Here is a 25,201-nt window from a genome sequence, read left to right on the forward strand (position 1 = left end):
GAGCTGGTTAGGATCAGCGCGTACGCACATGTTCTGGGGGGACGGTGACCGAGCACACGCATCCGGAGGGCCGTCGGCGCGACTCCCTCGCCGCGGCCGCGAAGGCGTTGCTCCGGTTGGGCCGGGTGCGGGACCTGCCGGTCGTCCTGATGCTGGCGTGGGCGGGCTGGCTGGCCATCCCGTGGCCGTCCGCCGGCCTCGCCGCGGTACGCGACGGGGGCGGGCGGCAGCTCAGCACGGACATCGCGGCGGATCCGGCATCCGGTGCGCGCGTCCCGGGCGTCCCCGGAGCCCCGGGCACCGCCCCGGGCGCTTCGAGAGGCGCGGGTACGGCGGGCTGGGCGCTCGCCGCGGCCCCGGCGCGGCCGGCGCCGCTGGTGAAGCCGGACCGGCGACCCGTGGCCGCGGAGCCGGACCGTCTCCTTCCCCGGCCGTGCGCCGAAGCGGCGGGCCGGGAGGCGGGCGCCGGAGTCGCCCGGAACGGACCGGACGCCGGACCGGACGCCGGACCGGACACCGGACCGGACACCGGGGCGGCGACGGCGGAGGCGGGGGCGCGGGAGCTGGTCGCCGCGGAACGCGCGCGCATCGCCGACGAGGTGCACGACGCCGCCGGGCACGGCTTCGCGACCATCGCCATGCAGGCCGGGGTGGCGCTGCTCATGCTCGACGAGCACCCCGAGCGGGTCCGCGAGTCACTGGAGGCGATCCGCTCGACCAGCGCGCAGGCACTCGGCCGGCTCCGTTCCGCACTCGACCTCATGGACCCCGAGCCCGCGGACCACGACCTGCTCCGGCTGGTCGGCGGGGTGCGGGCGGCGGGCCTGCCGGTGGACGTCGAGCCGGCAGAGCCGTGCGTCCCCGCGGGGCTCGAAGAGACGGTCTACCGGGTGGCGCGCGAGGCGCTGACCAACGTCATGCGCCACGCCGGCCCCGGTGGAGCCCTGATCCGCCTCGCCGACGGGCCGCACGAGTTCGTCCTGGAGGTCGTCGACCGGGGAGGCGGCCCCGCCGGGCCCGCCGGTCCCGGTCACGTGACGGGTCCCGCCCTCACGGCCGGGTCCGTCCCGGTGGCCGCCCCCGGCGATCACGCGGATCCCGCTTCGGCGCGGACGGCCGGTCCCGGCCTCCATCCGGGCCTTCATCCCGGCGCGGTCCGGGCGGCCGGAGGGCGGGGGCTCGCCGGGATGCGGGCGCGGGTGGCGGAGGCGGGCGGCACGTTCGCCGCGGGGCCCCTCCCGGGCGACGGCTTCCGGGTGGTCGCGCGCTTCCCCAGGGACGGCGTGTGCCTCCCGGCGGACGACGCGGACCCGCGGGGGAATGTATGAACGCGCACGCCGGCCCGATCCGCGTCGCGGTCGCCGACGACCAGGCCGTCGTGCGCATGGGGCTGCGGGCTCTCATCGAGCGTGAGCCGGACCTGGAGTTCGCCGGCGAGGCGGCCGACGGCGCCGCGGCCCTCCGGTTGCTGGCCGACACCCGGCCCGATGTCCTCCTGCTCGACATCCGCATGCCGGGCATGGACGGCATCGACACGTTGCGGGCCGTCGCGGCGGACCCCGCGCTCGACGGCACGCGGGTGGTCGTCGTCACGACCTTCGGGACCGACCGGCACGTCTTCGCCGCGCTTCAGGCCGGAGCCAGCGGGTTCGTCCTCAAGGACGGCGCCCCGGAGGAGCTGGCCCACGCGATCAGGGTCGTCGCCTCGGGCGAGGCGCTGCTCTCGCCGTCCGTCACGAGGAAGGTCATCGGCCTGTTCGGCCGCCCCGACGCCGGCCCGGTCGAGGGCCTCGACTCCCTCACCCCCCGGGAGCGCGAGATGGTCGCCTGGGTCGCCACCGGCCGGTCGAACGACGAGATCGCCCGTGAGCTGGTCATCAGCCCCGACACCGTGCGCACCCATGTCAGCCGTGCCATGGTCAAGCTCCGGGCCCGCGACCGGGCCCAGCTCGTCGTGTTCGCGGTCAGATCCGGTCTGACGGTCCCCTGAGACCTCCGGAGGCCCGGAGGCTCCCGGTCCGCCGGGATCGTCCGCCGGTCGCGGCTCCCGCGGCTCCGCCGTCCCGGGCGTCTCCGGCTCCGCGGTCGCGGAGGAACCCGCGGTAGTCGCGCTGTTCGACCTGGGCCTGGATCTGCTTCACGGTCTCCAGGCCCACGCCGACCATGATGAGCACGGTCGTCCCGCCGAACGGGAAGTTCTGCTGCGTCGCCGGGTCGCGCAGCACCACGAAGGCGACGATCGGGATGAGCGACAGCACGCCGAGGTAGACCGCCCCCGGCGCGGTCAGCCGGGAGAGCACGAACCGCAGGTAGCCGGCGGTGGGCGGGCCCGGCCGGATGCCGGGCACGAACCCGCCGAACCGCCTCATGGTGCCGGCCACCTCGTCCGGGTCGAAGGTGATCGACACGTAGAAGTAGGTGAACGCCACGACCAGCAGCAGGTACGCCGTCATGTGGACCGGGTGGTCGCCGGAGACGAGATAGCGGGAGACCCATTCCGCGACCGGCCCGGTGCCGCCCGTCAGCTGTACGGCCAGCTGCGGCAGGAAGAGCAGCGAGGAGGCGAAGATGACGGGGACGATCCCGGCCTGGTTGACCTTGAGCGGGAGGTAGGTGGAGGTCCCGCCGTACATCCTGCGCCCGACCATGCGCCTGGCGTACTGCACCGGGACGCGCCGCTGCGCCTGCTCGACGAACACCACCGCCGCCACCAGGAAGACCCCCGCCACCAGCATCGCCGCCAGCGCGAACGGGCTGAGCCGGAAGATGTTCGACACGTAGGAGGGGAAGACGGCGACCGTCTGCGTGAAGATCAGGACGGACATGCCGTTCCCGATCCCCCGTTCGGTGATCAGCTCGCCCAGCCACATGATCACGCAGGTGCCCGCGACCATGACGGTCGTGATGACCACGACCGTCATCGTGCCCTGGTCGTGCAGCAGCGGCTGCCGGCAGGTGGGGAAGATCCGGCCGGAGCGGGCCGTCGCCGTGATCGTCGCGGCGTAGGGCACGGACAGCGCCACCGCCGCGTACCTCGTGTACTGGGTGATCTTCGCCTGCCCGTTCTGCCCCTCCTTCCTGAGCTCCGCGAGGCGCGGGATCAGCACGGTGAGCAACTGCATCATGATGCCCGCGGTGATGTACGGCATGACGCCGAGGGCGAAGACCGACAGCTTCAACATCGCCCCGCCGCTGAACAGTTGCAGCATGTCGACCAGCCCGCCGCCGGTGCCGCTCAGGCATCGCCGTACCGCGGTCACGTCCACACCGGGCGAGGGCAGGATCTGCCCGAACCGGAACAGGGCGATCAGTCCCAGGGTGAAGAGCAGCTTCCTGCGGAGATCGGGTACGCGGAAGGCGCGGAGGAGAGCGGTCGGCATGCGCCGAGTGTGTCCGCGCGGCCCGGGGCGGGTCGTCCGCTCACCGGAGGCATCGCCGTACGCGGATCCGCGTAGTCCGCGACGTGCGCGGTCATGCGGGCCCGCCACCGTGACGGCACGGCCGGACGGTTCGGGCGGTTCAGGCGACTCGGGGGCTCGGGCGGTTCAGCCGGTGACGTACGCCCCCGCTCGTGCCGCCGCCGCGGCGGCCGTGGCGGCGCGGTCGGCCGCGGCGTCGTCGAGCGGGTCGCCGCTGGCCAGCATCCGGTAGTAGAGGGGGGCCGAGACGGCGCGGATCACCTCCGCCGGGTCGGTGCCGACCGGCAGTTCCCCGCGTTCGACGGCCAGGACGACGCACGGGGCCCACTCCCCGATGCGGGCCGCGTAGAAGCGGCGCAGGGCCTCCGCGGTGCGCCCGTCGCAGGCGGCGGCGGCGATCACCGCCCTGAACAGGGCACCCTGCCGCGGATCGGTCAGGGTCTTCACCACGAGCCGGGCGTTGGTCCTGAGATCCCCGGCGAGCGAGCCGGTGTCCGTGCGGGGCAGGGACTGCTCGGCCATGTCGGCCAGCAGGTCGGTGACGAGGCCGGTCGGCGTGCCCCAGCGCCGGTAGACGGTCGTCTTGCCCACCTCCGCGCGGCGGGCGACGTCGGCGAGGTCGAGCAGGTGGAAGCCGTGCTCCGCCAGGGCGTCCCCGGCCGCCCGCAGTACGGCCGCCCGGACGCGGGCGGTCCGTCCGCCGGGCCGTACGGTGCCGGGATCAACCCGGTCAGCAGTCATAACGGAACTCCAGTTTCATTAGCTGTCGGCTTTCTGTTACCGTTCTCTCATTCTAACGGAACTGTGGTTCCTTTAGTTTCTTGATCGTTTCAGGAAGGACCCGCTGATGTCCATGCTCTACCGAACCACGTCCGGCACGGATGGCGAGGGCCGGGCCGCACTCCCCGCGGGCATCACCCCCGCAGGCACCACCCCCGCCGTCGCCGTGGGATCCCCCGCGACGGCCGGCCCGGAGGCGGTGCCCCCCGCACCCGGGCGCGGGGGAGGGATCCGCATGACCGGACGGCAGAAGCTGGTGCTGGCCCTGCTACTGGGCGCCCAGTTCATGATCGCCGTGGACTTCTCGATCCTGAACGTCGCCCTGCCCGTCGTCGGCGCGGGTCTCGGCTTCACCCTGGCGAGCCTCCAGTGGATCGCCACCGCCTTCGCGCTCGCCGCCGCCGGCTTCACCCTCCTGTTCGGGCGGATCGCCGACCTCGTCGGCCGCAAGCGCCTCTTCCTGGTCGGCATGGCCGTCCTCGGCCTGTCCTCCGCGCTCGGCGGTTTCGCCGCATCGCCGGAGATGCTGCTGATCGCCCGTGTCCTGCAGGGGCTGGCCACCGCGGCCGTCACCCCTGCGGGGCTGGCCCTGCTGACCACCGCGTTCAAGGAGGGACCGCTGCGGGAACGGGCACTGGGGCTCAACGGCGCGCTGATGTCGGCCGGGTTCACCGCCGGGGCGATCCTCGGCGGCCTGCTCACCGACCTGCTCTCCTGGCGGTGGGCCTTCCTCGTCAACGTTCCCGTCGCCGCACTCGTCGTCGCGCTGGCGCCGTCCGTGATCGCCGATTCGCGCCCGATGGAGCGACCCAGGCTCGACGTCCCCGGCGCCGTGACCGTCACCGGAGGCCTGCTCCTGCTGGTCTACGGCCTCACCCAGGCGGGCGAGTCCGGTTGGACCAACCCGGCCACGATGGCCGCGCTGGTCGCCGGTGCCGTACTGCTGGTCGGCTTCTGGTTCGTCGAGAAGCGCTCCGCCGCTCCGCTGGTGCCGGTGCGCGTCATGAAGCGCCGCGGTGTCGTCTGGGGCAACGTGGCCGGCCTGGTCGCCTTCGTCACGGAGACCTCGCTCGTCTTCCTGCTCACCCTTTACCTGCAGAAGGTCCTCGGCTACTCGCCGCTGGCCACCGGGCTGGCGTTCGGGGTCCTGGGTGTCGGCACCGTGCTCGGCGGGACCCTCGGCGGCAGGGTGGTCGGCCGGTTCGGCGCCCGCGCGACGATCGTCGGCGGCGGAGTCGTCCAGGCCGCGGCGACCCTCTCGCTGGTGGCGCTCGGCGCCTCCGGCTCCTGGATCTGGCTGCTGCTCGCCGCGACCTTCGTCGGCGGCGTCGGCAACATGCTGATGATCGTCGGCTTCATGGTCGCCGCCACGTCCGGTCTGCCCGACTCCGAGCAGGGGATGGCCACCGGCCTGGCCACGATGACCCAGCAGGTCGGCATCACCCTGGGCATCCCGGTCATGAGCGCCGTCGTCATTGCCCGGACGGCCGCCCTGGGGGAGACCGGACCGGCGGCCGTCCTGTCCGGCGTCTCGCTCGCCGTCCTCGTCAACGCGGCGCTGGTCCTGGCCGGGGCGCTGCTCGCCGGGACGTTCCTGGCCCCGCGGCGGGACGGCGCGGGAACCGGCCGATGACGGAGGCTCGTCGCACGATCCCCGTCATCGGGCAGCGGGATCCTCACCGCGGAGCGGACGTCACAGGGTGGCGAAGCTCCGCATGCCGGAGACCTTGAGGACCGCGTCCTGGACGTCCGGGCATTCCTTCTGGAGTTGCCGGTCGATCTGACCGCCGTCCGGGACGTGGCCCTGCTTCTCGTACCAGGAGTAGAGGTTGACGGTGAGGTTGCTCATCGCGCCGACCTCGGAGCCGATGGCCTTGAGTTCCGGCAGCCGGCCGCGCAGGTAGTCGCACAGCTTCGCGGCGGACACGGCGTCGGGCGCGTCCGTCGAGGCGTCCGGCCGGGTGGTGCCGGCGGGCGCGGAGGTGGCGTCGGGCGCGGAGGCGCCGCCGCTTGAGCACGCGGTCAGGGACAGCGCGCCGCACAGGGTCACCGCCAGGGACATCCGGCTGATGCTCGCTCGTTTCACGGTGTGATCGTCTCGATTCCGGTGGCGTGGTGGCGGCTTCTTCGCCACGAGAGTGGGAGGGGCTTCTTCGCCACGAGGGTGGGAGGGGCTTCTTCGCCACGAGGGTGGGAGGGGAAAGCCGTGACGACGGCCGATCCGGCCTGGAGGCCGCCGCGATCCGCGATCACGGTGACCGTGTCGTTCACCCCGGGCGGATCAGGGCGCGACCACCGCGTCGTCTCCACGGCGGGCATCAGGGCATCAGGGCATCAGGGCGCGGTCATCGCGCTGATCCGCCAGTGTCCGGCGGGAAGCCGGTAACCGGTCCCGGGTTCGCGGAACCGGTCGAGCAGCCGGGCCGCCGCCGTCCGCGCGGCGGCCTGCCCCGATGGCGGGGCCGCCCGGTACGCCGCTCCGGCGGGTCCCATCTCGATGAGCCACTCGGCCACGGTCTCGGGTTCGTCGGGGGCGTCCAGGGTGACGTCGTGCGGGTGGACCGCGATGACCTCGAAGCCCGCGGCGGTCAGGACGCGCCGCACCCGCGCCGGGTCGGCGAAGGCGAATGGGCCGGGCTCGTCACCGATCGGCAGAGGTGGAAGCGTCCCGACGTGCGGCGCGGCGCCGAGGGTGGCGGCCGGCAGCCATGGGTTGGCGCCCCCGTCGCGGAAGACGGTCGCGGCCAGGCGGCCACCCGGGCGCAGCGAGCGCCGGATCGTCGCGCAGCCCGCCACCGGGTCGGCCAGCAGCATCAGCGCCATGCGGGAGAACGCCGCGTCGAAGGGCGCGCCGGGCACCGCGTCGATCGTCTCGATGTCCGCCGTGACGAACCGCAGGCCGGGATGTCGTTCACCCGGGAACCGCTCACGGGCGGCGGTCACCATCGGCTCGGCGAGGTCCACTCCGACCGCCGCACCGTGCGGCCCGACCGCCGCGGCGATGTCGGCCGTGGTGCCGCCGCAGCCGCAGCCGACATCGAGGATCCGTTCGCCGGGCCGTGGCCGCAGCTCGTCCATCGCCGCTGCTCCCAGGGGGCGGCCGATCTCGTCCTGCCGGTCGGCGTGCCGGATCCAGCCGGGCGCGGCCTGCGTCCAGAACGCGGCGTTGCGAGCACGAAGGGTGCCGGTGTCGGTCATCGGAACGGCATCTCGGCGCCGTCGACGCTCACCGAGCGGAAGCCGGCCGCCTTGCCGGGGTCGAAGCCGTCGTCCTGGGCCGCCAGGCCGGCCGCTCTGACCAGCCGCTCCGTCTGGAAGCGACGGAACGCCCCCTCGCTCTCCCAGATGTTGATGATCCGCCAGCCGTCCTCGCTCGGACCGGCGACATGGGCGAGCAGGCCGGGCGGGCGGTCCGGGCCCAGATGTCTCTCCACCTTCCGGTACTCCTCCTCGGTGACTCCGGGCATCTCCTGCAGCACTCCGAACGGCATCGCGTCGAACCTTTCGATGAAGTATTGCTCTATCTAATAGAGGATTACACTTCTAGGATGGCTGTCAAGAGGCGGTATCAGTCGGCGCGCAGACAGGAGCAGGCTCGTCAGACCCGGCGGACGATCCTCGACGCGGCGCGCAGGTTGTTCGTCGAGCCCGGTTACGCGGCCACGCCGCTGACCGCCGTGGCCGCCGAGGCCGGAGTCGCGATCCAGACCGTGTACGCGGCGTTCGGCAGCAAACGACAGTTGCTGTCGGAGCTGGTCGACGTCACCATCGCCGGCGACGACGAGCCGGTGAGTCTGCCCGACCGGCCCTTCGTCGCCGAGATCCGCTCCCTGTCCGACCCCCGGGCCATGCTCGCGGCCTACGCCCGCCACCTCGCGCACACCCATGCCCGCCAGGTGGATGTGATGATCGCGCTGGCCGGTGCCGCCACCGCCGACCCGGACGCGGCCTCCATCTGGAACAAGAACGTGCGGGAGCGGAGGCAGGGCATGGCCATGTTCGCCGCCGATCTGGCCGCCACCGGCCGGCTGCGGCCCGGTCATGACGTCGACAGCGCGGCCGACGTCCTCTGGCTGGCGATGGACGTCCGCAACTACGACTGGCTCGTACGGCAACGCGGCTGGCCGCGCGAGCGTTACGAGCAGTGGTACGTCGACACCGTGACGGCCGCGATCATCGACGACCGGTAGCGTCGTCCGCGGACTCCGCGGAACGGGCTCCGGCAGGCGTGTCCGGAGCGAGGAAGAGGTGTGCGATGCGGTACGTGGCGCTGTTGCGCGGCATCAACGTCAGCCCCGCGACCACGGTCGCCATGTCCGATCTCCGCGCGCTGCTGGAAGGGCTCGGCCACACCGGTGCGCGGACCCATCTCCGGAGCGGGAACGCCCTGTTCGTCCCGGCGGAGAAGCCGTCCGAGACGGAGAGGCGGCCCGAGCGGGTCGCCGCGGAGATCGAGCGGCGGATCACCGCGGAGCTGGGGCTGTCGGTGGCCGTCATGGTGCGGACGGCCGCGGAACTGCGCGCCGTGGTCGAGGAGAACCCGCTGGAGGTAAGGGATCCGGTCAGGTTCGGGGTGGTCTTCCTGCCGGAGGCCCCCGACCGGAAGGTGCTCGCGGCCCTCGACCCGGCCGAGTACGCGCCGGAGGAGATGGCGGTGGGCAGGCGCGAGCTCTACGTGTACTTCCCGGACGGCCTGCGCCGTCCGAAGCTGCCGCCCCTGCTGGAGAAGCGGTCGAACACGCGGGCCACGATGCGCAACTGGAACACCGTCACGAAGCTGCTGGCCCTCGCGGAGGAGTGACCCCACCGGACGCCCGCCGACACGGCCGGACGCCCGCCGACCCCACCGGACGCCCGCCGATTCGGACGCCCGCCGCCGGGCAGCGTCGGCGAAAACTATTCGCTCAATGTATACAGTGAATGTATAGTCGCGATCATGTCGACCGGACATGTCCTGCTCGGCCTGCTCAGCGAGCGGCCCAAGCACGGCTACGAACTCAAGAAGGAACACGACCAACGCCTCCCCGGCGTCAAACCGCTCGCCTACGGGCAGGTCTACGCGACCCTGCAGCGGCTGGAGCGTGACGGGTTCACCGAGGTGACCGGGACGGCCCAGGAGGGCGGCCCGGAACGCACGGTCCACACGATCACCGGGGCCGGGCGGGCCGAGCTGGACCGGTGGCTGGCGGAGACCGAGACGCCCGCGCCGTACGTCGCGAGCCCGCTGTTCGCGCGGGTGGTGGTGGCGGCACTGGCGGGCGGGACGGCCGAGGACTACCTGCTCAGGCAGCGCGCCGCCCACCTGGCGCGGATGCGGGAGCTCACCGCTCAGAAGGCGTCGGGGCCGCCCGCCCAGGTGCTGGCCGCCGACTACGCGCTCCAGCACCTCGACGCCGACCTGCGATGGATCGAGACGGCGCTGGAACGGCACACCGTGCTGATGGGAGAGACCGATGCTTGAGGCGCGAGCGTTGCGCAAGTCCTTCGGCCGGACCACGGCGCTGGACGGCGCGTCCGTGGAGATCGGGGAGGGTGAGGTCGTCGCCGTCACCGGCCCGAGCGGCTCCGGCAAGTCCACTCTGCTGCACTGCCTGGCCGGGATCGTCCGCCCCGAGGCCGGGGAGGTCCTGTTCGCCGGGCGGCGTCTCGACACCCTGGACGAGGACGCCCGGACGAGGCTGCGCCGGGAGAACTTCGGCGTCGTCTTCCAGTTCGGCGAGCTGGTGCCCGAGCTGACCGCGGAGGAGAACGTCGTGCTGCCGCTGCTGTTCGGCGGGCGAGGACGTCAGGAGTCCCTGGAGGCCGCCCGCACCTGGCTGGAGCGGCTGGACGTGGCGGGCTGCGCCCGGCAGCGGCCCGCGGAGCTGTCCGGGGGCCAGCTCCAGCGGGTCGCGGTGGCCCGCGCGCTGGCCGCCGAACCGCGGGTGGTCTTCGCCGACGAGCCCACCGGCGCGCTCGACTCGCTGGCCGGGGAACGGGTGATGGGCGAGCTCGTCGGCGCGGTCAGGGAGAGCCGGGCGACGCTGGTGGTCGTCACCCACGACAACCGGGTGGCCGCCTACGCCGACCGGGAGATCGCGCTGCGGGACGGCCGGGTCGTCGCGGGCGCGACCGCCTCGGCGCGGGAGACGCCGGTGGACGCGCCGGACAGGGCGCCGGAAGAGGAACCGGTGGAGACGCCGGGAGAGGCCGCGGGCGGAGCGCCGACGACCGGCGGGGTGAGCCGGTGATCACACTGATCCGGATGCTCAGCCGGGGAAGGTCCAGCCGCGAGCGGACACGCGGACGCCTGATGGCCGCGGGGGCGGCGCTCGCGACCGTCCTGCTGTGCCTGGCACTGCACCTGACGGCGTTCCGGCTCGACGAGCGGCGTGGGAGTCTCGGCGTCCTCACCGAGAAGGAGCCGCGGCTCATGGTGGCGCTCACCCTGGCGCTGCTGGCCGTACCCGCCGTCGCGTTCCTCTACCAGGTGAGCCGCCTGACGACCGCGACCAGGGAACGGCGGCTGGCCGCGCTCCGGCTGGCCGGAGCCACCCCACGCGAGGTACGGCTCGTCGGGGCGGCCGAGAGCGGGCGGTCGGCTCTGGTGGGCGGATCTCTCGGCGTCGCGGTCTACCTGCTCGCCGCCCTGGTGGCGAGATGGTCGCTGGGCGACGTCGTACCGGTGCGTCCGCTGCTCTGGACGTCGATCGTGCTCGCCGCGGTCGTGCTCGTCGCCGCGTGGTCCGGCCTGGTGGCGGGCAGGCACGTGATCGCCTCCCCGCTCGGCGTGGTACGGCGGGCCCGGCCGCGGGGACCGAGGGCACGCGACCTCGGCCTCGTCGCACTGGGCGTCGGACTGTTGGCGTCCGCGCTCACTGGAAAGGGCAGGTTCTTCCTCGGGAACAAGTACGGCGCGGCCGTGGCCATCGCCGCCGGGGCGGTGCTGCTGCTCTTCGGACTGGTGCTGGCCACCGCGTGGCTGGTCGGGAGGGCCGCCCGTCGGGCCGGGCGGACGGCCGCTCGCCGGGCCGGGCGCGGGACGTCGGCGCCCGAGACGCTGCTGGCCGCGCGGATGGTCGAGGCCGACCCCCGGGCGTGGGCCCGCGCGCTGTCGGTCGTCGGGCTGACGGTGTTCTTCGGCTCGGCCGTGGCCGCCCAGCAGACGCTCACCGTGTTCCAAACAGATCATCTGACCGCCTTCCAGGTGACGGCCTACACGCTGGTGTACCTCGCCCTGCTGGCGGCCATGGTCACCTCGGCCGGCGCCCTCGTGGTGCACCAGGCCGAGGAACTGCTGGACCACCGGAGGTCGTTCGCGGTCCTGGCCGCCTCCGGCGTCCCCGTCCCCGCGCTGGGGCGGGTCCTCACCCGGCAGGCGCTCATCGCGGCGCTGCCGGTGTGCGTGGTCAGCGCGGTCGCCGGGGCGGGCGTCGTGGTCCTGGCCGTGGCCGACCTCTACCTTCGGAGGCCCGGCGCGCTGGCCGCCTCCGTCGTGGCGGCGGCGATGGCCGGGATCGGCGTGCTGGCCGCCGTGCTGGTGGCGAGGGCCGCGCGGCCGATCCTGCGCCGCTGGGTCCGTCCGGAGGAACTGCGCGCCGACTGACCCGGTGGTCCCGGGCCCTTTCGAACGGTCCCGGGGCCACCTCGCCGGGCGGTCCCGGGACTCCCGCGCCGTACGGCTCCGCACCCCTTCGCCGGGGCCGGGCGGACGGGCTCCTGCCGTCCGCCCGTTCCACCCGTCCGGATCACCCGTCCGTTCCGTCCGCCCGGCTCGTCTGCCCGTTTCATCTGTCCGGCCGGGATTTCCCGTACCTCCTTGCGGGCCGGGCGCGTAAAGTGTCAGTCTCATTACCGTCAGTGATAGGTCATGTCCGGGCGGAGGCGAGCGCGGCCCGCCGGGCGAAGGTTCAGGAGCACGAGAGTAGGCGCCCACATGCAGGCTTTCACGCTGCCCGACTTCTACATGCCGTACCCGGCGAGGCTGAACCCCCATCTGGAGCGCGCCCGGGAGCACAGCACGGGCTGGGCCCGGCGGATGGGCATGCTCGACGCCCCCCGGCCCGGCGGCGGCGTCGTCTGGGACGGGGAAGCGCTGGCCCGCATGGACTACGCGCTGATGTGCGCCTACACCCACCCCGACTGCGACGGCCCCACCCTCGACCTGGTCACCGACTGGTACGTCTGGGTGTTCTTCTTCGACGACCACTTCCTGGAGCACTTCAAGTACTCCCGCGACCTCACCGGGGCCAAGGCGTACCTCGACCGCCTGGAGCTGTTCATGACCGCCGACGGCGAGACGCCGCCGGAGCCCGCGAACCCGGCCGAGGCGGGCCTCGCCGACCTGTGGGAGCGCACGGTCCCGGCGATGTCCGAGGGGTGGCGGCGGCGCTTCGTCACCAGCACGCACAACCTGATGGTCGAGTCGATGTGGGAGCTGGACAACATCGACCGCGGCCGGATCGCCAACCCGATCGAGTACGTCCAGATGAGGAGGCGGGTCGGCGGGGCCCCGTGGTCGGCGAACCTCGTCGAGTACGCCTCCGGCGCGGAGATCCCCGAAGCCTTCGCCGAGGCGAGGCCGATGCGGGTGCTGTCGGACACGTTCTCCGACGCCGTGCACCTGCGCAACGACCTGTTCTCCTACCAGCGCGAGGTCCGGGAGGAGGGCGAGAACTCCAACGCGGTGCTGGTCTTCGAGCGGTTCTTCGGCTGCTCCACGCAGGAGGCCGCCGAGCTGGTCAACGACCTGCTGACCTCGCGGTTGCAGCAGTTCGAGAACACGGCGCTGGCCGAGGTCCCGTCGCTGCTGTCCGAGCACTCCGCGTCCCCGTCCGAGGCGGTCGCGGTGGCGGCCTACGTCAAGGGGCTTCAGGACTGGCAGTCCGGCGGGCACGAGTGGCACGCGCGCTCCAGTCGTTACATGAACGACGCCACGGCCCCCGACACCACCGCCTCCGACGCCCCCACCGCCTCCGCCCCCGGCTCCGGCGTCGCCTCCGGGCTCATCGTCCCCGACCCGGGAACCGCGTCCGGCCCCACCTCACCCATCCCGGGCGCCGTGCCGGGCGGGCCGGCCGGTCTCGGCACCTCCGCCGCCAGGCTCGCGCCCTCCCCGGGACGGCTCGGGCTGCGGACCCGGGCGCGTCAGCACTCCTTCGCGCCGTTCCGCCCGGTGGGGCACCTGCCGCTGCCCGCCCTGCGCATGCCGTACGCGGTCCGTACCAGCCCCCACCTGGACGCCTCCCGGCGTCACGCGGTCGGCTGGGCCAGGGGGATGGGCATGTTCGACTCCGTGCCGGGGGTGGAGGCCGGCGGGATATGGGACGAGCGGCGTTTCCGCGGCTTCGACTTCCCGCACTGCGCCGCCATGATCCACGCCGACGCGACCCCCGGGCAGCTCGACCTGTCGTCCGACTGGCTGGCCTGGGGGACGTACGGCGACGACTACTTCCCCGTGGTGTTCGGCGCGACCCGCGACCTCGCGGCGGCGAAGCTCTGCGACGAGCGGCTGCGCCTGTTCATGCCGCTGGACGACGGCGAGGCCGTCCCCGAGCCGGTGAACCCGATCGAGGCGGGCCTCGCGGACCTGTGGCGGCGTACGGCGGGGCCGATGACGGCCGATCACCGGCGGCGGTTCCGCCGGGCGGTCGAGGACATGACCTCCAGCTGGCTGTGGGAACTGGCCAACCAGGCCCAGAACCGCGTCCCCGACCCGGTCGACTACATCGAGATGCGCCGCAGGACGTTCGGGTCGGACATGACGATGAGCCTGGCCCGGCTCGCGCACTCCGACGCGGTGCCCGAGGAGATCTACCGGACGCGGACCATACGCGAGCTGGACACCGCGGCGCAGGACTACGCCTGCTTCACCAACGACCTGTTCTCCTACCAGAAGGAGGTCGAGTTCGAGGGCGAGTTCCACAACATCGTCGTGGTGGTGGAGCACTTCCTCGGGGTGGACCGGCTCACCGCCCGGGACGTCGTGGCGGACCTGATGGAGGCGCGGATGCGGCAGTTCGAGCACATCGTCGCCGAGGGGCTTCCCGCCCTGTTCGACGACTTCGATCTCGACGAGACGGCCCGCCGGATCCTCACCCGTCACGCCGACGACCTCAAGGAGTGGATGTCCGGCATCCTGGAGTGGCACCGCCGGTGCGCCCGGTACACCGAGGCGGAGCTGCTCCGCCACCGGTTCACCGCCACGACCGGCTTCCCGTTCGCGCCGACCGGGCTCGGCACCTCCGCGGCGCGGTTCGCGGCGGCCGCCGCCCGCTGACCGCCACGGGGTCCCGTACGGTCGCCGCACGCCCCGATGCGGCCGCGCGGTCCCCAGGTGCGGCGGCCGCGGTGGGGCGTGTTCCCGACCGGACGCCGGGCCCGCGTACGGCGACGCGGGCCCGGCGCGCACACCGGACCGGTTCCCGGCTCGTCGCGCGGGGACCGCTCAGCTCTCCGCGCAGAAGTCCTTCCAGGCGCCGATGCCGGCCGGGTCGGTGAGCCGGTAGTCACCCGACGGCCAGTTCACGTTGAACCAGAGGTTCCACAGCGAACCGCTGTCCTTCAGGTACGTGTTCATCGCGCGGATCCAGGCCGCGCGCCGCGTGCCGTCGTCCCCCGCTGCGATCGCCGAACCCATCTCGGCCACACCGAACGGCAGGTTCACGCTCCTGCTGACCCGCACCATATCGGCGAGCAGCTTCGCCGGGTCGGTGTAGACCCCCTTGGAAGCCGCCGAGGGATGGTTGTAGACGTCCCAGCCGAGCGCGTCGAGCACCCCGTCCCCGGGATAGTAGTCCCGCCAGTCGCGGCCGGACGCGTCCGTGAGGCTCCACTGCATCAGGACCATGGTGGCGTGCAGCCGCGGGTTGTCCGCCGCCTTGGCGAGCGCGCTCAGGTGCTTCCACGCGGCCCTGTACTCGGACGCGCTGAACTCACCGTCGCGGATGTTGTCCTCGGGCTCGTGGTAGTAGACCCAGTAGACGTCGCGGTCGCGCGGTGCGCCGGCGAACCACGCCCGCATCCGGGCGTCGTAGGTTCCCTTGAGGTGGTCCTTCGCGTTTCCCTTGAACGACACGACGACCGGCCGGGTGCCGACGTTCAGCTTCCCGGGCCAGGCCTCGGGCAGGCCGGTGTAGAAGATCCGCACCATGTCGAGGCCGCCGAAGAGCTTGTTCATCCGGTCGAACGCCTGCTGCTGCGTCTCGTTCGCCTCCTTGCCGATCGACGCGCCGCACAGGGACGTTGCGGCGGCGGTGTCCCCGTAGCCGATGACCAGGCGCGGGCCGTCGGCCCCGTGTTCGCGGCTGTGGAAGGAGGCCGCGGAGCCGGAGGTCGGGTCGGTCAGCGCGAAGGAGACGGTGCCCGGACTCCTCAGCGACTCGGGCGCCACGTTCACGGAGATCGTCTCGGTGCCCTGCGAGCTGATCTGCGCCTTGCCGGCCGCCGCGCCGAGGGCCGGCCTGCCGCTGTAGGTCGTGGCCTCCGACCAGGAGTCGTCCGCGACCGTGTTCAGGCGGATCTCGCCCGGCTGCTGGTCGAGCTTGGCGAAGTCCAGTTGCAGCCGCGCCGATGTGATCGTCTTCCCCTTGGGGGTCGCCGGTACGGCGAACCTGACGAGCGCCTCGGAATGCCAGCTCGCCCAGTTCGCCGCCGTGATCTTCGTGGCCGAGCCGTAGGCCGTGGCCGGCTGCTCCTGGACGACGTAGGTGTCGGCGCTCGCCGGAACGGTCACCGAGCCGCCCGCCGCCGCGGTCGTCGTGCTCGTGTGCCGCTGGGCGGGAGGGACCGCCCCGGCCTGGGCGGTCGTCGCGGGGACGACCGACAGGGCGATCACGATCGGGGCGATCACCCGTGCGACGCGCCGTGGCATCCCCACGTGCCGGCTCTCCCGGCGATCGTCGTCTTCCTTCGGCACACTGCTCTCCTCGTTTCCCGGTCCGTCCCGCGCGTGAGCCGCCGCGCGGCACGGGCCGGCGGCGGTGCCGGGACGGAGAGTTCCGGGGCACGCTAGCAACGCCGGGGAAGACCGGAACAGGCTTTTCAGCGGAGGCTGAAACCCATCGTGAAAGGCACGCCGGAACCCCGGACATGGCGCGTTCCACGCCCGGGATCCGGCGGTCCCTGGCACGCCTGAGGTTCCGGCGGACGCGCCCGGCGGTCCCGGGTACGCCCGGACGGGCTCGGGACGATGGCGCCTCGGCGCTCAGTCGCGGGTCATCGCGTCCAGGGTCTCGGTCATGTGCTTGCGCAGCTCGCCCAGCCGTACGTCGAGGATGACCGAGGCGATCTCCGGGTTGCCCTGGATCATCTCGCGCAGGCCGCTGTTGCCGGGGCCGTGCTCGAAGCTGTGGCGCACGACGGTCCGGCCCGGCTCCTCGGCCGGCTCCAGGTCGTAGCGCCACCGGGAGGAGGGGCGCTCCGGGTCGCCCGCGCGGTCGAGCACCGACCAGGCGAACGAGCGGGGGCGGTCGGCCTCGGTGACCACGGACGTCACCGTCCACACCCGGTCCTGGCGGCGGTTGCGCCCCTCGAACCGCGCCCCGACGCGCGGCGCGGCGTCGTCGGCGTCCAGCCAGGCCAGGTGCTCGCACTCCGGGCTCCAGTCGGCGATCCGCGGCACGTCCGTGATCAGGTCCCACAACCGCTCCGGAGGCAGGCCGACGGTGGCCTCGATCTCCACCCTGGCTCCCGTGACGCCGTGGTCTTCCATTCCCGCCTCCGCGTGCTCGCGGCACCTCGCCCGGTGCCCGCCGCCGGTCTCACCGACGACTCCGTCATCGTCACCTCACACGATGGACGATCGGGCCGCCGGTGCCCACCCCTGTCCCGGTCAAGGGTGGGGGGAAGGACCGCCCCACCGCGCGGCCGCCCCACCGCGCGGCCGCCCCACCGCGCGGTCGCGGCCCGTCTCGCCGGACCCCGGGGCGGCCCGCCGTACCGGCGGGGGTCAGGAGGAGGACCGGACGACCAGTTCGGTGGGGAGGATCACCGAGGACGAGGGGCCGCCGCCGATCTGGCGCAGGAGCAGGCGCACCGCCGCCAGGACCTGGTCCGCCCACGGGACGCGCACCGTGGTCAGTGAGGGAACGGTGTAGGCGGCGTCCTCGTCGTCGCCGAACCCCACGACCGCGACGTCCCCGGGCACCCGCAGCCCGGCCTCCCGCAGCGCGTGCAGGGCGCCGGCCGCCATCAGGTCGCCGGCCACGAAGACCGCGTCCAGCGACGGGTCCGCGGTGAGCAGTTCGCGCATGGCGGCGGCCCCCGAGGCGCGGCAGAGGTCGCCGACCGCGTCGGCGGACCGGAACCCTGTGTCCCGCAGGGCGTCCCGGTAACCGTCGAACCGGTCCCTCGCGGCGGTGAGGTCCACCGGTCCGCGGATCGTCGCGATCCGCCGCCGTCCCCGGCCGAGCAGGTGCCCGACCGCCGCCGCGGCCCCGCCCGCGTCGTCGGTCCCGGCGTACGGCAGTGCCACCGCGGCCGGCGGCCTGCCCAGAGACACGACGGGGACGCCCGTCCCGGCCAGCGCGCCGGGCAGCGGATCGGAGACCCGGGCGGGCAGCAGCAGGGCCCCGTCCACGTGCCCGGCGGACAGATGGCGCTCCACCCGGCTCCGGTCCGCGGGGGAGCCGGCGAACATGAGCGTGACCCGTTTGCCCGCCCGCTCCAGCTCCCGGCCCGCCGCGTCCACGGCCGCGGCGAACAGCGGGTCCCCCGCGCGGGCGCCGCCCGGGACGATCAGCGCGATCGACTCCGTGCGCCGGGTCACCAGGCTCCGGGCCGCCGAGTTGGGCACGTAGCCGAGTTCGGTGACCGCGTTCATGACGACCTCCCGGAACTCCGGGCTGACCGCGGCCTCGCCGTTGATCACCCGGGAGACGGTCGACCTGGACACGCCCGCCCGGGCGGCCACCTCCTCCAGGGTGGGACGCCGGGCCCGTCCGGCACGCAGCCCGTTGTTCCGGATGACGTCGCGGAACCACAGCGCGCTGTCCTTGGGCAGCCGGCGCTGGGTGACGAAGTCGACGTGCACGATCCCGAAGCGCTTGCCGTACCCCTCGGCCCACTCGAAGTTGTCCAGCAGCGACCAGACGAGATACCCGCGCAGGTCGGCTCCGGCGTCGACGGCGGCGTGCGCGGCCCGCAGGTGGCCCTCCAGGAAGGCGGTCCTGTCGGCGTCGTGCACGTGCTCGCCGGAGACCGTGTCCTCGAAGGCGGCGCCGTTCTCGGTGACGAGCAGACCGGCCTCGGGGTAGTCGCGGGCGAGGCGGACGAGCAGGCTGGTGAGGCCCGTAGGGACGATCGGCCAGCCCATGGCGGTCGTGGGGGCGTAGGAGTCGCCGAACCGGATGCCCTCGGTGCCGGGATAGGCCGGGTTGGCCGCCTCGCCCGGCTCGGCGCTCACCACGCAGGGGGTGTAGTAGTTGACCCCGAGCAGGTCGGGCGGCTGGTTGACGGTCTCCAGGTCGCCGTCGCGGATGTGCCCGAGGCCGGCGGCCCGCTCCATGACGTCCAGGACGGCGGCGGGATACTCCCCGCGCAGCACCGGGTCGAGGAACTGCCGGTTTATCAGGCAGTCGACGAGGTCCACCGCCGCGGCGTCCTCGGCGGAGAGCGCCGCCTCGGGGTCGTCCAGCCGTCCGGGGGTCGTCACGGGGGCGAGGTTCAGCGTCAGGGCGATCTCCCGGGCACCCGCGTCGCGCAGCGCCCGGGCCCCCAGCCCGTGGGCGAGCAGCAGGTGGTGGGAGGCGTGGAAGGCGTCCCGCCAGGACGCGCGGCCCGGCGCGTGTGCGCCGATGCCGTACCCGAGGACGGACGCCACCCAGGGCTCGTTGACCGTGATCCACGTGCCGACGCGGTCGCCCAGCCGGTCGTGCACGATCCGCGCGTAGTCGGCGAACCGGTGGGCCGTGTCGCGGTCCGTCCAGCCGCCGCGCTCCTCCAGCGCCTGGGGCAGGTCCCAGTGGTACAGCGTCACGTAGGGGGAGACGTCGGCCGCGAGCAGCTCGTCCACGAGGCGGTCGTAGAAGTCGAGCCCGGCGGTGTTGACGGGGCCGGAGCCGGTCGGCTGGATCCGCGGCCACGCCACCGAGAAGCGGTAGGCGCCCAGGCCCAGCTCCCGCATCAGGCGGACGTCGTCGCGGTAGCGGTGGTAGTGGTCGCAGGCCATGTCGCCGGTGTGGCCGCCCGCGACGCGCCCGGGGGTGTGGGCGAAGACGTCCCAGATCGACCTGCCGCGGCCGTCCTCCTCCGCCGCCCCCTCGACCTGATAGGCGGCGGTCGCGGCCCCCCAGACGAAGCCGTCGGGGAAGGACAGCGTCCTCCCGGCGATGGCGGTGAACGTCCCGGTCATCGTTACCGGCCCCCTGTCGTGTGAGGGTACGGCGCCGCCGCCGTCCCCGTCGTCGCGGACATCTGAATCATCGGGGTGCCGGGTGCCCGGCGTCGAACGGTGATACCGCCGTGGCCTCCGGATCCCGTCGCGGGACCCGTCACGGTCCTCGGGGCCCGCCGCGCCCGCTGTTCCCACCGCGTGCCGTCGTGGTGCCGTATGGAGTGGAAAAAGCGATTAATCAATAAGGATTATTTAAATGAAGGATCTGTCTTATGTGTCGTTCTTTCCGCGCCGGGCATACGGCTTCCAGGGGGCGTACGGCGGAAAAGCCGTGCGATCAGGGGGAGTGTGAGACATGACAGTCACCGGCATCATCAGTGCCATCATCATCGGGGCCATCATCGGCGCTCTCGGCCGGCTCATCCTGCCGGGAAAGCAGAACATCCCCATCTGGCTCACGGTCGTGATCGGCATCATCGCCGCATTCATCGGCTCCGGGATCGCCAGGGCCATCGGGGTCGGCGCGACGGCCGGCATCGACTGGATCGAACTGATCCTTCAGGTCGTCGTGGCCGCGCTGGGCGTCTTCCTGATCGCCAGCGTGTACGGCAGGCGCGGCGGCGTCCGCTGACGCCCCGGGCGAAGCCGTCCCGGGGACCGGCACGGGCCGGGGACACGCCGCACGAGCGGCCGTGTCCCCGGCCCGTCCCGTCGGAGGCCCGTCCCGTCGGAGGCCCGTCCCGTCGGAGGCCCGTCCCGTCGACGAGTGGCGGCCCGGTGAGGAGCGGCGGGCGTCATTTGAGCGGGTCGTGGCCCCAGTTCATCAGGGAGTGCCGCCACCGGGTGTCCGTGACGTCCCCCGACGGGCGCTGCGCGAGGTGACGGTGGACGTACCCGGTCACCTTCCGCATGTGGGCGTAGTCGTCGTCGGACAGGTCGCCCTTCTTCTTGCGGAGGATCTCGGTGATGCGGCGGCCGGACTCGTGTCCCGTCGACTCGCCGCCCCCTGACCTGTCGCCGGCGGCCTCGGACTCGGAGGTGCGCAGCCAGCGCTCCAGCTCGGCGGCGGTCATGTTGACCGCCTCGCCGAACTCGGCGGAGATCCGCTCCCGGTCCGCGGCCATGTCAGCCCCTCCTCCGCAGCGCCGACGGCCGGTGCACGGCGCTCCTGCCGCTCTCGTCGCTGCGGACCAGGTACTGCGGCTCGTCGGGTGAGGCGTCGACGACGCGCCCGGCGGCCTCCGTCCTCTCGGTGATCTTCTTCTCCACCTTCCCCGAAACGGTGGAGCCGTGGCTGTTCCAGGTGACCTCGTCACCGACGGACAACTCGTCCGCGCCGTGTTCCTCGCCCTGTCCCGAGCCGTGTTCCTCGCTGTGCTCCTCGCGCATACGGAACCCGTACCCCTTCCGGCGGACCGGACGGTCAACGGACCGGCACGGGCCGCCATACCTTCCCACCGGCCGGGGCGCGCCGGGTCAGTCGCGTTCCTGCTTCTCGAACCTGCGGACCTCCGCGCGCTCCTCCTCGTCGAACTTGCGGGTGTCGCGGGGCTCGACGTACGGCTCGGCGTCGGCCGGGACGCCCGCCTCGATGGCGCGCTCGCGGGCGAGTTCGGCGTCGAACTCCACGCCGAGCAGCACGGCGATGTTCGTGATCCACAGCCAGATCAGGAAGACGATGACCCCGGCCAGGGCGGCGTAGGTCTTGCTGTAGGAGCCGAAGTTGGCAACGTAGAACGCGAACGCCGCGGACGCGACGATCCACAGCACGACGGCCAGCAGGCTGCCGGGGGTGATCCAGCGGAAACCGGGGTGGGAGACGTTGGGGGCCGCCCAGTACAGCAGGGCCAGGACCAGCGCCACGACGAGCACCAGGACCGGCCACTTGACGATGCTCCAGACGGTCAGGGCGGTCTCGCCGATGCCCAGGAGCCTCCCCGTCTGCTGGGCGAGCGACCCGGTGAACACGACGGAGACCGAGCCGGCCGCCATCAGGAGCACCAGGACCGCGGTGATGCCCAGCCGCAGCGGGAGGGTCTTCCAGACGGGCCTGCCCTCGGGCATCTCGTACATGACGTTGGCCGCCCGGATGAACGCCCCCACGTATCCGGAGGCGGACCAGAGGGCGACGGCGATGCCCAGGATCGTGGTGATCCCGGCGGCGCCCTGGTTGCCCTGGAGCGCCTGGAGCACGGCGTCGATGGTCTGCCGGGCGGGACCGGGCGCGATGACGCTCAGGTTGTCGGTGAGCGCCTTGGTGGTGTTCTGGCCGAACAGCCCTAGCACGGACACCACGGCCAGCAGCGCCGGGAAGATCGACAGCACCGCGTAGTAGGTGAGCCCGGCGGCCCAGTCGGTGAGGTTGTCCTGCTGGAACTCCTTGACGGTGCGCTTGAGCACGCCCCACCACGACCGCTTGGGAAGCTCGGACGGGCTCTCGGGAGCCGGCCCGTCCGCGGCGCTCGGGTCGCGGGCCGCGTTCCGGTCGTCGTGGCGTGGGGTGTCGTGCTGGATCATCGCGCACCGTTCTCTTGACGCAGCTTACGATTGCCCGCCGCCGCCCTCCCCTGCCGGGGAGGGCGGCGGCGACGGCGTTCACTCATGAGGCGTCCTCCCGGGCGCCCGTCAGACCCCGTGGGAGGAGCGAGCCGTGTCGGTCACCTGGTGGGCCTGCTCGCGGGCGTGGTCGCCGGTGGCCCTGGCCGCCTCACCGGCGGTGTCCCTGACCTGGCCGACGGCCTCCTGGGCGGCCTGCTTGGCCTCCTCGCCCAGCTGCTGGGCCGACTCGCGCACCGCCTCCTTGACCGGCTCGATCATGTCGCCGGCCTGCTCCTTGACCTGCTGGGCCGCCCGCTGCTCGGCCTCGGTCGCCGGGATGAGGGCCGCGGCGAGCAGCCCGGCGCCGAAGGCGATCAGACCGGCGGCCAGCGGGTTGCCCTGGGTGCCGCGCATCGCCTGCTCCGGCGCCTCGCGGACCATCTCGGTGGCCTGCTGCGCGCCGTGCCTGACGGTGTCGGCGGCGCCGGCGGCGGTCTCGCGGACGGTGTCGGCGGCGTCGGCGGCGGTCTCGCGGACACCGTGGACGGTGTGCCCGGCCTGGTAGCGAGCCTGGTGAGCGGCGTGGGTCGGGGTGCCCATCACCCGCTCGCGCACCGAGTAGAGCTTCTCACGCATGCGATCGGTCCTCCGTTGAATGATCCGCGACGGGCTCGTCCGGTCGGCCAGCCGATTCACGTCGGCGGCCAGCTCCGCCCTGGTGGCGGCGATCTCTCTTCTTATTTCGTCAGGTTCCGCGCCCATCGCGCATCCTCCTTGAGCGTCTCGACCGTCTGCTCGGGCTTGGGGGAGACCTCGCTCATCCGCTTGCGCCCGTTGGTGTACAGCACTCCGCCGACCACGGCCCACACGACCGCGACGATCAGGGCGGCCCAGCCCAGGGGCATGACGGCGCCCAGGCCGAACATGACCGTCAGCGACACGAAGAGGGCGGCCAACAGGCCCGCCACCCCGGCGCCGCCGAGCATTCCGCCGGCCTTGCCGGCCTTGGCCGCCTCCTGGCGGATCTCGGCCTTGGCCAGCTCCACCTCCTGACGGAAGAGCTTGGAGAGGTCCTCGCCGACCTCGCCGACGAGCTGTCCCAGCGACGGCTCGGCCGGTTCGTAGGCCGGTGAGGCCGGTTCGTAGGCGGGCGAGCTCACCGTGGCTCACCGTCCCAGGGGGTCGAGGGAGGGGTCTCGGACGGGTACTGCGTCGTCGGCCGCGTCTGGGCCGACGAGGGGGACGACGGGTACGGCTCGGCCGAGCCGTAGGGGTCGGCGGTGGTGTAGGTGCCGTCCGTGGTGTACGGCTGGGCCGACGGGTACTGCGTGCCGGCCGGCCGGCCGTACGGCTGCGACGGCTGGGCGTACTGCTGCGGGCGGTAGCCGTCCTGGGCGTCGGGGTACGCCGTGCCGGAGGTGTCGTTCTGGGAGGCGGCCGTCGCCTTGGCCATCCGGCCGACGAGGAAGCCCGCGGCCACCGCGCCCATGAGGAACGCTCCAGGACGGCGGCGGGCGAAGCTCTGGACGTCCCGGACCACCCCGGCCAGGCCCTCCTGCTCCAGGTAGTCGGCCGCGCGGCGGCCGGTCCCGGCGACCTGGTGCACCGCGTTGGTCACCGGGGAGTCGGGCTTGGCGGCCTCGGTCATGGCGCCGAGGTCGTCGGCCCACTGACGGATGCCCTGGGCTGCGCGCCGGCTCTGGTGCCTGCTCTGCTCGCCGACCCGGTCACGCAGCTGCCCGACGACGTTCTGCGCCTGGTACCGGGTCTCGTGGGCGACCGTGCGGGTCTGGTCCTTGGCGGTCCCGGCCACCTCTCCGACGGCTGCCTTGGCGTGTTCGGTCGTCGTGTGGGGCTGGTCGCTCGGCATGGAGCGCTCCCCCGTCCCGGCTGGGAATTCGTTCACCGATGCCTCCAAAGTCGTGCGCGTCTTCCGTGACACCGCCGCTACCCTCGTCGATTCAACACATTCATAAACGGAGATAAAGGGCTCTCGACCTGCCCCTCGGCACGAACGGTCGGTATCGGGCATCATCGATCACGAAAAACCACAAAAAGGATTCGCCTTCCCATATTTCGGGCTTCCATGCGGGCCGACGGTTCGGCGCGGCCCGAAGAACGGGGGCCATAAGGTGCCGCATATGAGACAGACCGCGCCAATCCGGATGGAAGTCACGCAGGACCGGCTGGACCGGCGCGCGATGGCGGCGGCCGGCGTCACCGTGCTGCTGTGGGCCTCGGCGTTCGTCGGCATCCGCGGCGCGGCGCCGTACTTCTCCCCGGGGGCGCTCGCCCTGGGACGGTTGCTGGCGGGCTCGGCGGTGCTGGGCGTCGTCCTGCTGGCGCGGCGCGAGGGGCCGCCGCCGCGGGCCGCCTGGCCGGGCGTCCTCGTCTCGGGGATCCTGTGGTTCGGCGCCTACACGGTCGCGCTGAACTGGGGCGAGCAGGAGGTCGACGCGGGCACCGCGGCGATGGTCGTGAACATCGGCCCGCTGCTCATCGCGCTCCTCGGCGCCCGGCTGCTCGGGGAGGGACTCCCGCCCCGGCTGCTGGCGGGCATGGCGGTGTCGTTCACCGGCGCGATCGTGGTCGGGGCCTCCATGTCCGGCGAGGGGCGGGCGTCGGTGACGGGCGTCCTGCTCTGCCTGGCCGCGGCGGTGACGTACGCGGTGGGCGTGCTGTCGCAGAAACCCGCGCTGCGCCACGCCTCACCGCTCCAGGTCACCGCGTTCGGCTGCTTCGTCGGGACGGCGGCGTGCCTGCCGTTCGCCGGGCAGCTCGTTTCGCAGGCCGCCAGGGCCCCGCTGGCGGCGACCCTGGACGTCGTGTACCTCGGCGTCTTCCCGACGGCGGTGGCCTTCACCACCTGGGCCTACGCCCTCGCCCGCACCACCGCGGGCAGGATGGGCGCCACGACCTACCTCGTCCCGGCGCTGGTGGTCCTGATGGCCTGGGCGGCGCTGGGGGAGATCCCCGGATGGCTGTCCCTCCTCGGCGGGCTGCTGTGCCTGGCGGGGGTGGCCGTCTCCCGGAGACGGGACCCGGGGCGGTGACGCCGGACAGGTCCCACCGCCCCCACCGCATGCACCGCTCGCACCGCGAGGGGGCCCGGCCGGAGCCGGGGGCCGAGCCGGTGCGACAGGCCGGGACC

Annotated in this window: 25 protein-coding genes and 1 pseudogene; 11 read left to right on the forward strand and 15 right to left on the reverse strand. The window is 73.1% G+C overall.

Annotation, left to right across the window (positions count from 1 at the left end):
- The first annotated feature begins 44 nt into the window (after positions 1-44).
- Together AB0D67_RS23855 and AB0D67_RS23860 are read left to right on the forward strand one after the other, a co-directional pair.
- Entirely contained in the window at positions 45-1,328 is a 1,284-nt protein-coding gene (locus AB0D67_RS23855) for a histidine kinase (protein WP_362939684.1), read from the forward strand.
- Positions 1,325-1,990, forward strand: a complete 666-nt coding sequence (locus AB0D67_RS23860; protein WP_362939687.1) for a response regulator transcription factor — start codon at positions 1,325-1,327, stop codon at positions 1,988-1,990. The genes AB0D67_RS23855 and AB0D67_RS23860 overlap by 4 nt, the downstream gene beginning before the upstream one ends.
- Here the strand turns inward: AB0D67_RS23860 and secY are convergent.
- Positions 1,965-3,380 (reverse strand): preprotein translocase subunit SecY, encoded by a 1,416-nt coding sequence (secY, locus tag AB0D67_RS23865; protein ID WP_362939690.1) that lies wholly within the window; start codon positions 3,378-3,380, stop codon positions 1,965-1,967. The two genes, AB0D67_RS23860 and secY, sit on opposite strands and share 26 nt — an antisense overlap.
- A 165-nt stretch (positions 3,381-3,545) precedes the next feature.
- On the reverse strand, positions 3,546-4,160 hold the full coding sequence (locus tag AB0D67_RS23870) for a TetR/AcrR family transcriptional regulator (protein ID WP_362939693.1): 615 nt from the start codon (positions 4,158-4,160) through the stop codon (positions 3,546-3,548).
- A gap of 274 nt (positions 4,161-4,434) precedes the next feature.
- Here AB0D67_RS23870 and AB0D67_RS23875 point away from each other — a divergent pair, with 274 nt between their 5' ends.
- Positions 4,435-5,832, forward strand: coding sequence for an MFS transporter (locus tag AB0D67_RS23875; protein ID WP_362939696.1), 1,398 nt, complete (start codon positions 4,435-4,437; stop codon positions 5,830-5,832).
- A gap of 60 nt (positions 5,833-5,892) precedes the next feature.
- Here AB0D67_RS23875 and AB0D67_RS23880 read toward each other — a convergent pair whose 3' ends face one another.
- The 3 genes from AB0D67_RS23880 to AB0D67_RS23890 all read right to left on the reverse strand — a co-directional run bounded on the left by AB0D67_RS23880 (position 5,893) and on the right by AB0D67_RS23890 (position 7,690).
- Positions 5,893-6,285 (reverse strand): hypothetical protein, encoded by a 393-nt coding sequence (locus tag AB0D67_RS23880; RefSeq protein WP_362939699.1) that lies wholly within the window; start codon positions 6,283-6,285, stop codon positions 5,893-5,895.
- 248 nt (positions 6,286-6,533) lie between these two features.
- Positions 6,534-7,397 carry a methyltransferase domain-containing protein gene (locus tag AB0D67_RS23885; RefSeq protein ID WP_362939702.1) on the reverse strand — a complete coding sequence of 288 codons (864 nt, stop codon included), beginning with the start codon at positions 7,395-7,397 and terminating at the stop codon, positions 6,534-6,536.
- On the reverse strand, positions 7,394-7,690 hold the full coding sequence (locus tag AB0D67_RS23890; protein ID WP_362939705.1) for a hypothetical protein: 297 nt from the start codon (positions 7,688-7,690) through the stop codon (positions 7,394-7,396). Before AB0D67_RS23890 ends, AB0D67_RS23885 begins: the two co-directional genes overlap by 4 nt.
- Positions 7,691-7,747: 57 nt before the next feature.
- Between AB0D67_RS23890 and AB0D67_RS23895 the strand changes: the two genes are divergently transcribed.
- The 6 genes from AB0D67_RS23895 (at position 7,748) to AB0D67_RS23920 (ending at position 14,457) form a co-directional block, all read left to right on the forward strand.
- Positions 7,748-8,389: a helix-turn-helix domain-containing protein gene (locus AB0D67_RS23895; RefSeq protein ID WP_362939708.1), complete on the forward strand. Its 642-nt coding sequence runs from the start codon at positions 7,748-7,750 to the stop codon at positions 8,387-8,389.
- A gap of 65 nt (positions 8,390-8,454) precedes the next feature.
- Positions 8,455-9,000, forward strand: a complete 546-nt coding sequence (locus AB0D67_RS23900) for a DUF1697 domain-containing protein (protein WP_362939711.1) — start codon at positions 8,455-8,457, stop codon at positions 8,998-9,000.
- 135 nt (positions 9,001-9,135) lie between these two features.
- Positions 9,136-9,660 (forward strand): PadR family transcriptional regulator, encoded by a 525-nt coding sequence (locus tag AB0D67_RS23905; protein WP_362939714.1) that lies wholly within the window; start codon positions 9,136-9,138, stop codon positions 9,658-9,660.
- Positions 9,653-10,429 (forward strand): ABC transporter ATP-binding protein, encoded by a 777-nt coding sequence (locus AB0D67_RS23910; RefSeq protein WP_362939717.1) that lies wholly within the window; start codon positions 9,653-9,655, stop codon positions 10,427-10,429. Before AB0D67_RS23905 ends, AB0D67_RS23910 begins: the two co-directional genes overlap by 8 nt.
- Positions 10,426-11,784: an FtsX-like permease family protein gene (locus tag AB0D67_RS23915; protein ID WP_362939720.1), complete on the forward strand. Its 1,359-nt coding sequence runs from the start codon at positions 10,426-10,428 to the stop codon at positions 11,782-11,784. Before AB0D67_RS23910 ends, AB0D67_RS23915 begins: the two co-directional genes overlap by 4 nt.
- A gap of 330 nt (positions 11,785-12,114) precedes the next feature.
- Positions 12,115-14,457: a germacradienol/geosmin synthase gene (locus tag AB0D67_RS23920; protein ID WP_362939723.1), complete on the forward strand. Its 2,343-nt coding sequence runs from the start codon at positions 12,115-12,117 to the stop codon at positions 14,455-14,457.
- A 168-nt stretch (positions 14,458-14,625) separates the two neighbouring features.
- Here the strand turns inward: AB0D67_RS23920 and AB0D67_RS23925 are convergent, their stop codons facing one another.
- The 4 genes and pseudogenes from AB0D67_RS23925 to AB0D67_RS23940 all read right to left on the reverse strand — a co-directional run.
- Complete coding sequence (locus tag AB0D67_RS23925) at positions 14,626-16,095, reverse strand: DNRLRE domain-containing protein (RefSeq protein ID WP_362939726.1); 1,470 nt, start codon at positions 16,093-16,095, stop codon at positions 14,626-14,628.
- 288 nt (positions 16,096-16,383) lie between these two features.
- Positions 16,384-16,890 (reverse strand): SRPBCC family protein, encoded by a 507-nt coding sequence (locus tag AB0D67_RS23930; protein ID WP_362939729.1) that lies wholly within the window; start codon positions 16,888-16,890, stop codon positions 16,384-16,386.
- A gap of 237 nt (positions 16,891-17,127) precedes the next feature.
- Positions 17,128-18,000, reverse strand: coding sequence for a LacI family DNA-binding transcriptional regulator (locus tag AB0D67_RS23935; RefSeq protein WP_362939906.1), 873 nt, complete (start codon positions 17,998-18,000; stop codon positions 17,128-17,130).
- Positions 17,977-19,530: pseudogene (locus AB0D67_RS23940) on the reverse strand (GH1 family beta-glucosidase); the annotation flags it as partial. The gene AB0D67_RS23935 and the pseudogene AB0D67_RS23940, both read right to left, overlap by 24 nt.
- 337 nt (positions 19,531-19,867) lie before the next feature.
- Between AB0D67_RS23940 and AB0D67_RS23945 the strand changes: the two are divergent.
- Entirely contained in the window at positions 19,868-20,143 is a 276-nt protein-coding gene (locus AB0D67_RS23945; protein ID WP_362939731.1) for a GlsB/YeaQ/YmgE family stress response membrane protein, read from the forward strand.
- 163 nt (positions 20,144-20,306) lie between these two features.
- Here the strand turns inward: AB0D67_RS23945 and AB0D67_RS23950 are convergent, their stop codons facing one another.
- The 6 genes from AB0D67_RS23950 to AB0D67_RS23975 form a co-directional block, all read right to left on the reverse strand.
- Entirely contained in the window at positions 20,307-20,636 is a 330-nt protein-coding gene (locus AB0D67_RS23950; RefSeq protein WP_362939734.1) for a DUF3140 domain-containing protein, read from the reverse strand.
- Between the two features lies 1 nt (position 20,637).
- Entirely contained in the window at positions 20,638-20,901 is a 264-nt protein-coding gene (locus tag AB0D67_RS23955) for a DUF2945 domain-containing protein (protein ID WP_362939736.1), read from the reverse strand.
- An 87-nt stretch (positions 20,902-20,988) separates the two neighbouring features.
- Positions 20,989-22,029 carry a YihY/virulence factor BrkB family protein gene (locus AB0D67_RS23960; protein ID WP_362939739.1) on the reverse strand — a complete coding sequence of 347 codons (1,041 nt, stop codon included), beginning with the start codon at positions 22,027-22,029 and terminating at the stop codon, positions 20,989-20,991.
- Between the two features lie 108 nt (positions 22,030-22,137).
- On the reverse strand, positions 22,138-22,812 hold the full coding sequence (locus AB0D67_RS23965) for a DUF3618 domain-containing protein (protein ID WP_362939742.1): 675 nt from the start codon (positions 22,810-22,812) through the stop codon (positions 22,138-22,140).
- Positions 22,788-23,210, reverse strand: a complete 423-nt coding sequence (locus AB0D67_RS23970) for a phage holin family protein (RefSeq protein ID WP_362939745.1) — start codon at positions 23,208-23,210, stop codon at positions 22,788-22,790. The genes AB0D67_RS23965 and AB0D67_RS23970 overlap by 25 nt, the downstream gene beginning before the upstream one ends.
- Positions 23,207-23,956 (reverse strand): hypothetical protein, encoded by a 750-nt coding sequence (locus AB0D67_RS23975; RefSeq protein WP_362939748.1) that lies wholly within the window; start codon positions 23,954-23,956, stop codon positions 23,207-23,209. The genes AB0D67_RS23970 and AB0D67_RS23975 overlap by 4 nt, the downstream gene beginning before the upstream one ends.
- Positions 23,957-24,191: 235 nt before the next feature.
- Here AB0D67_RS23975 and AB0D67_RS23980 point away from each other — a divergent pair, with 235 nt between their 5' ends.
- On the forward strand, positions 24,192-25,103 hold the full coding sequence (locus tag AB0D67_RS23980) for a DMT family transporter (RefSeq protein WP_362939751.1): 912 nt from the start codon (positions 24,192-24,194) through the stop codon (positions 25,101-25,103).
- The last annotated feature ends 98 nt before the right edge of the window (positions 25,104-25,201 follow it).

The organism is Streptosporangium sp. NPDC048047 (genome assembly GCF_040653115.1).
GTDB lineage: Bacteria > Actinomycetota > Actinomycetes > Streptosporangiales > Streptosporangiaceae > Streptosporangium.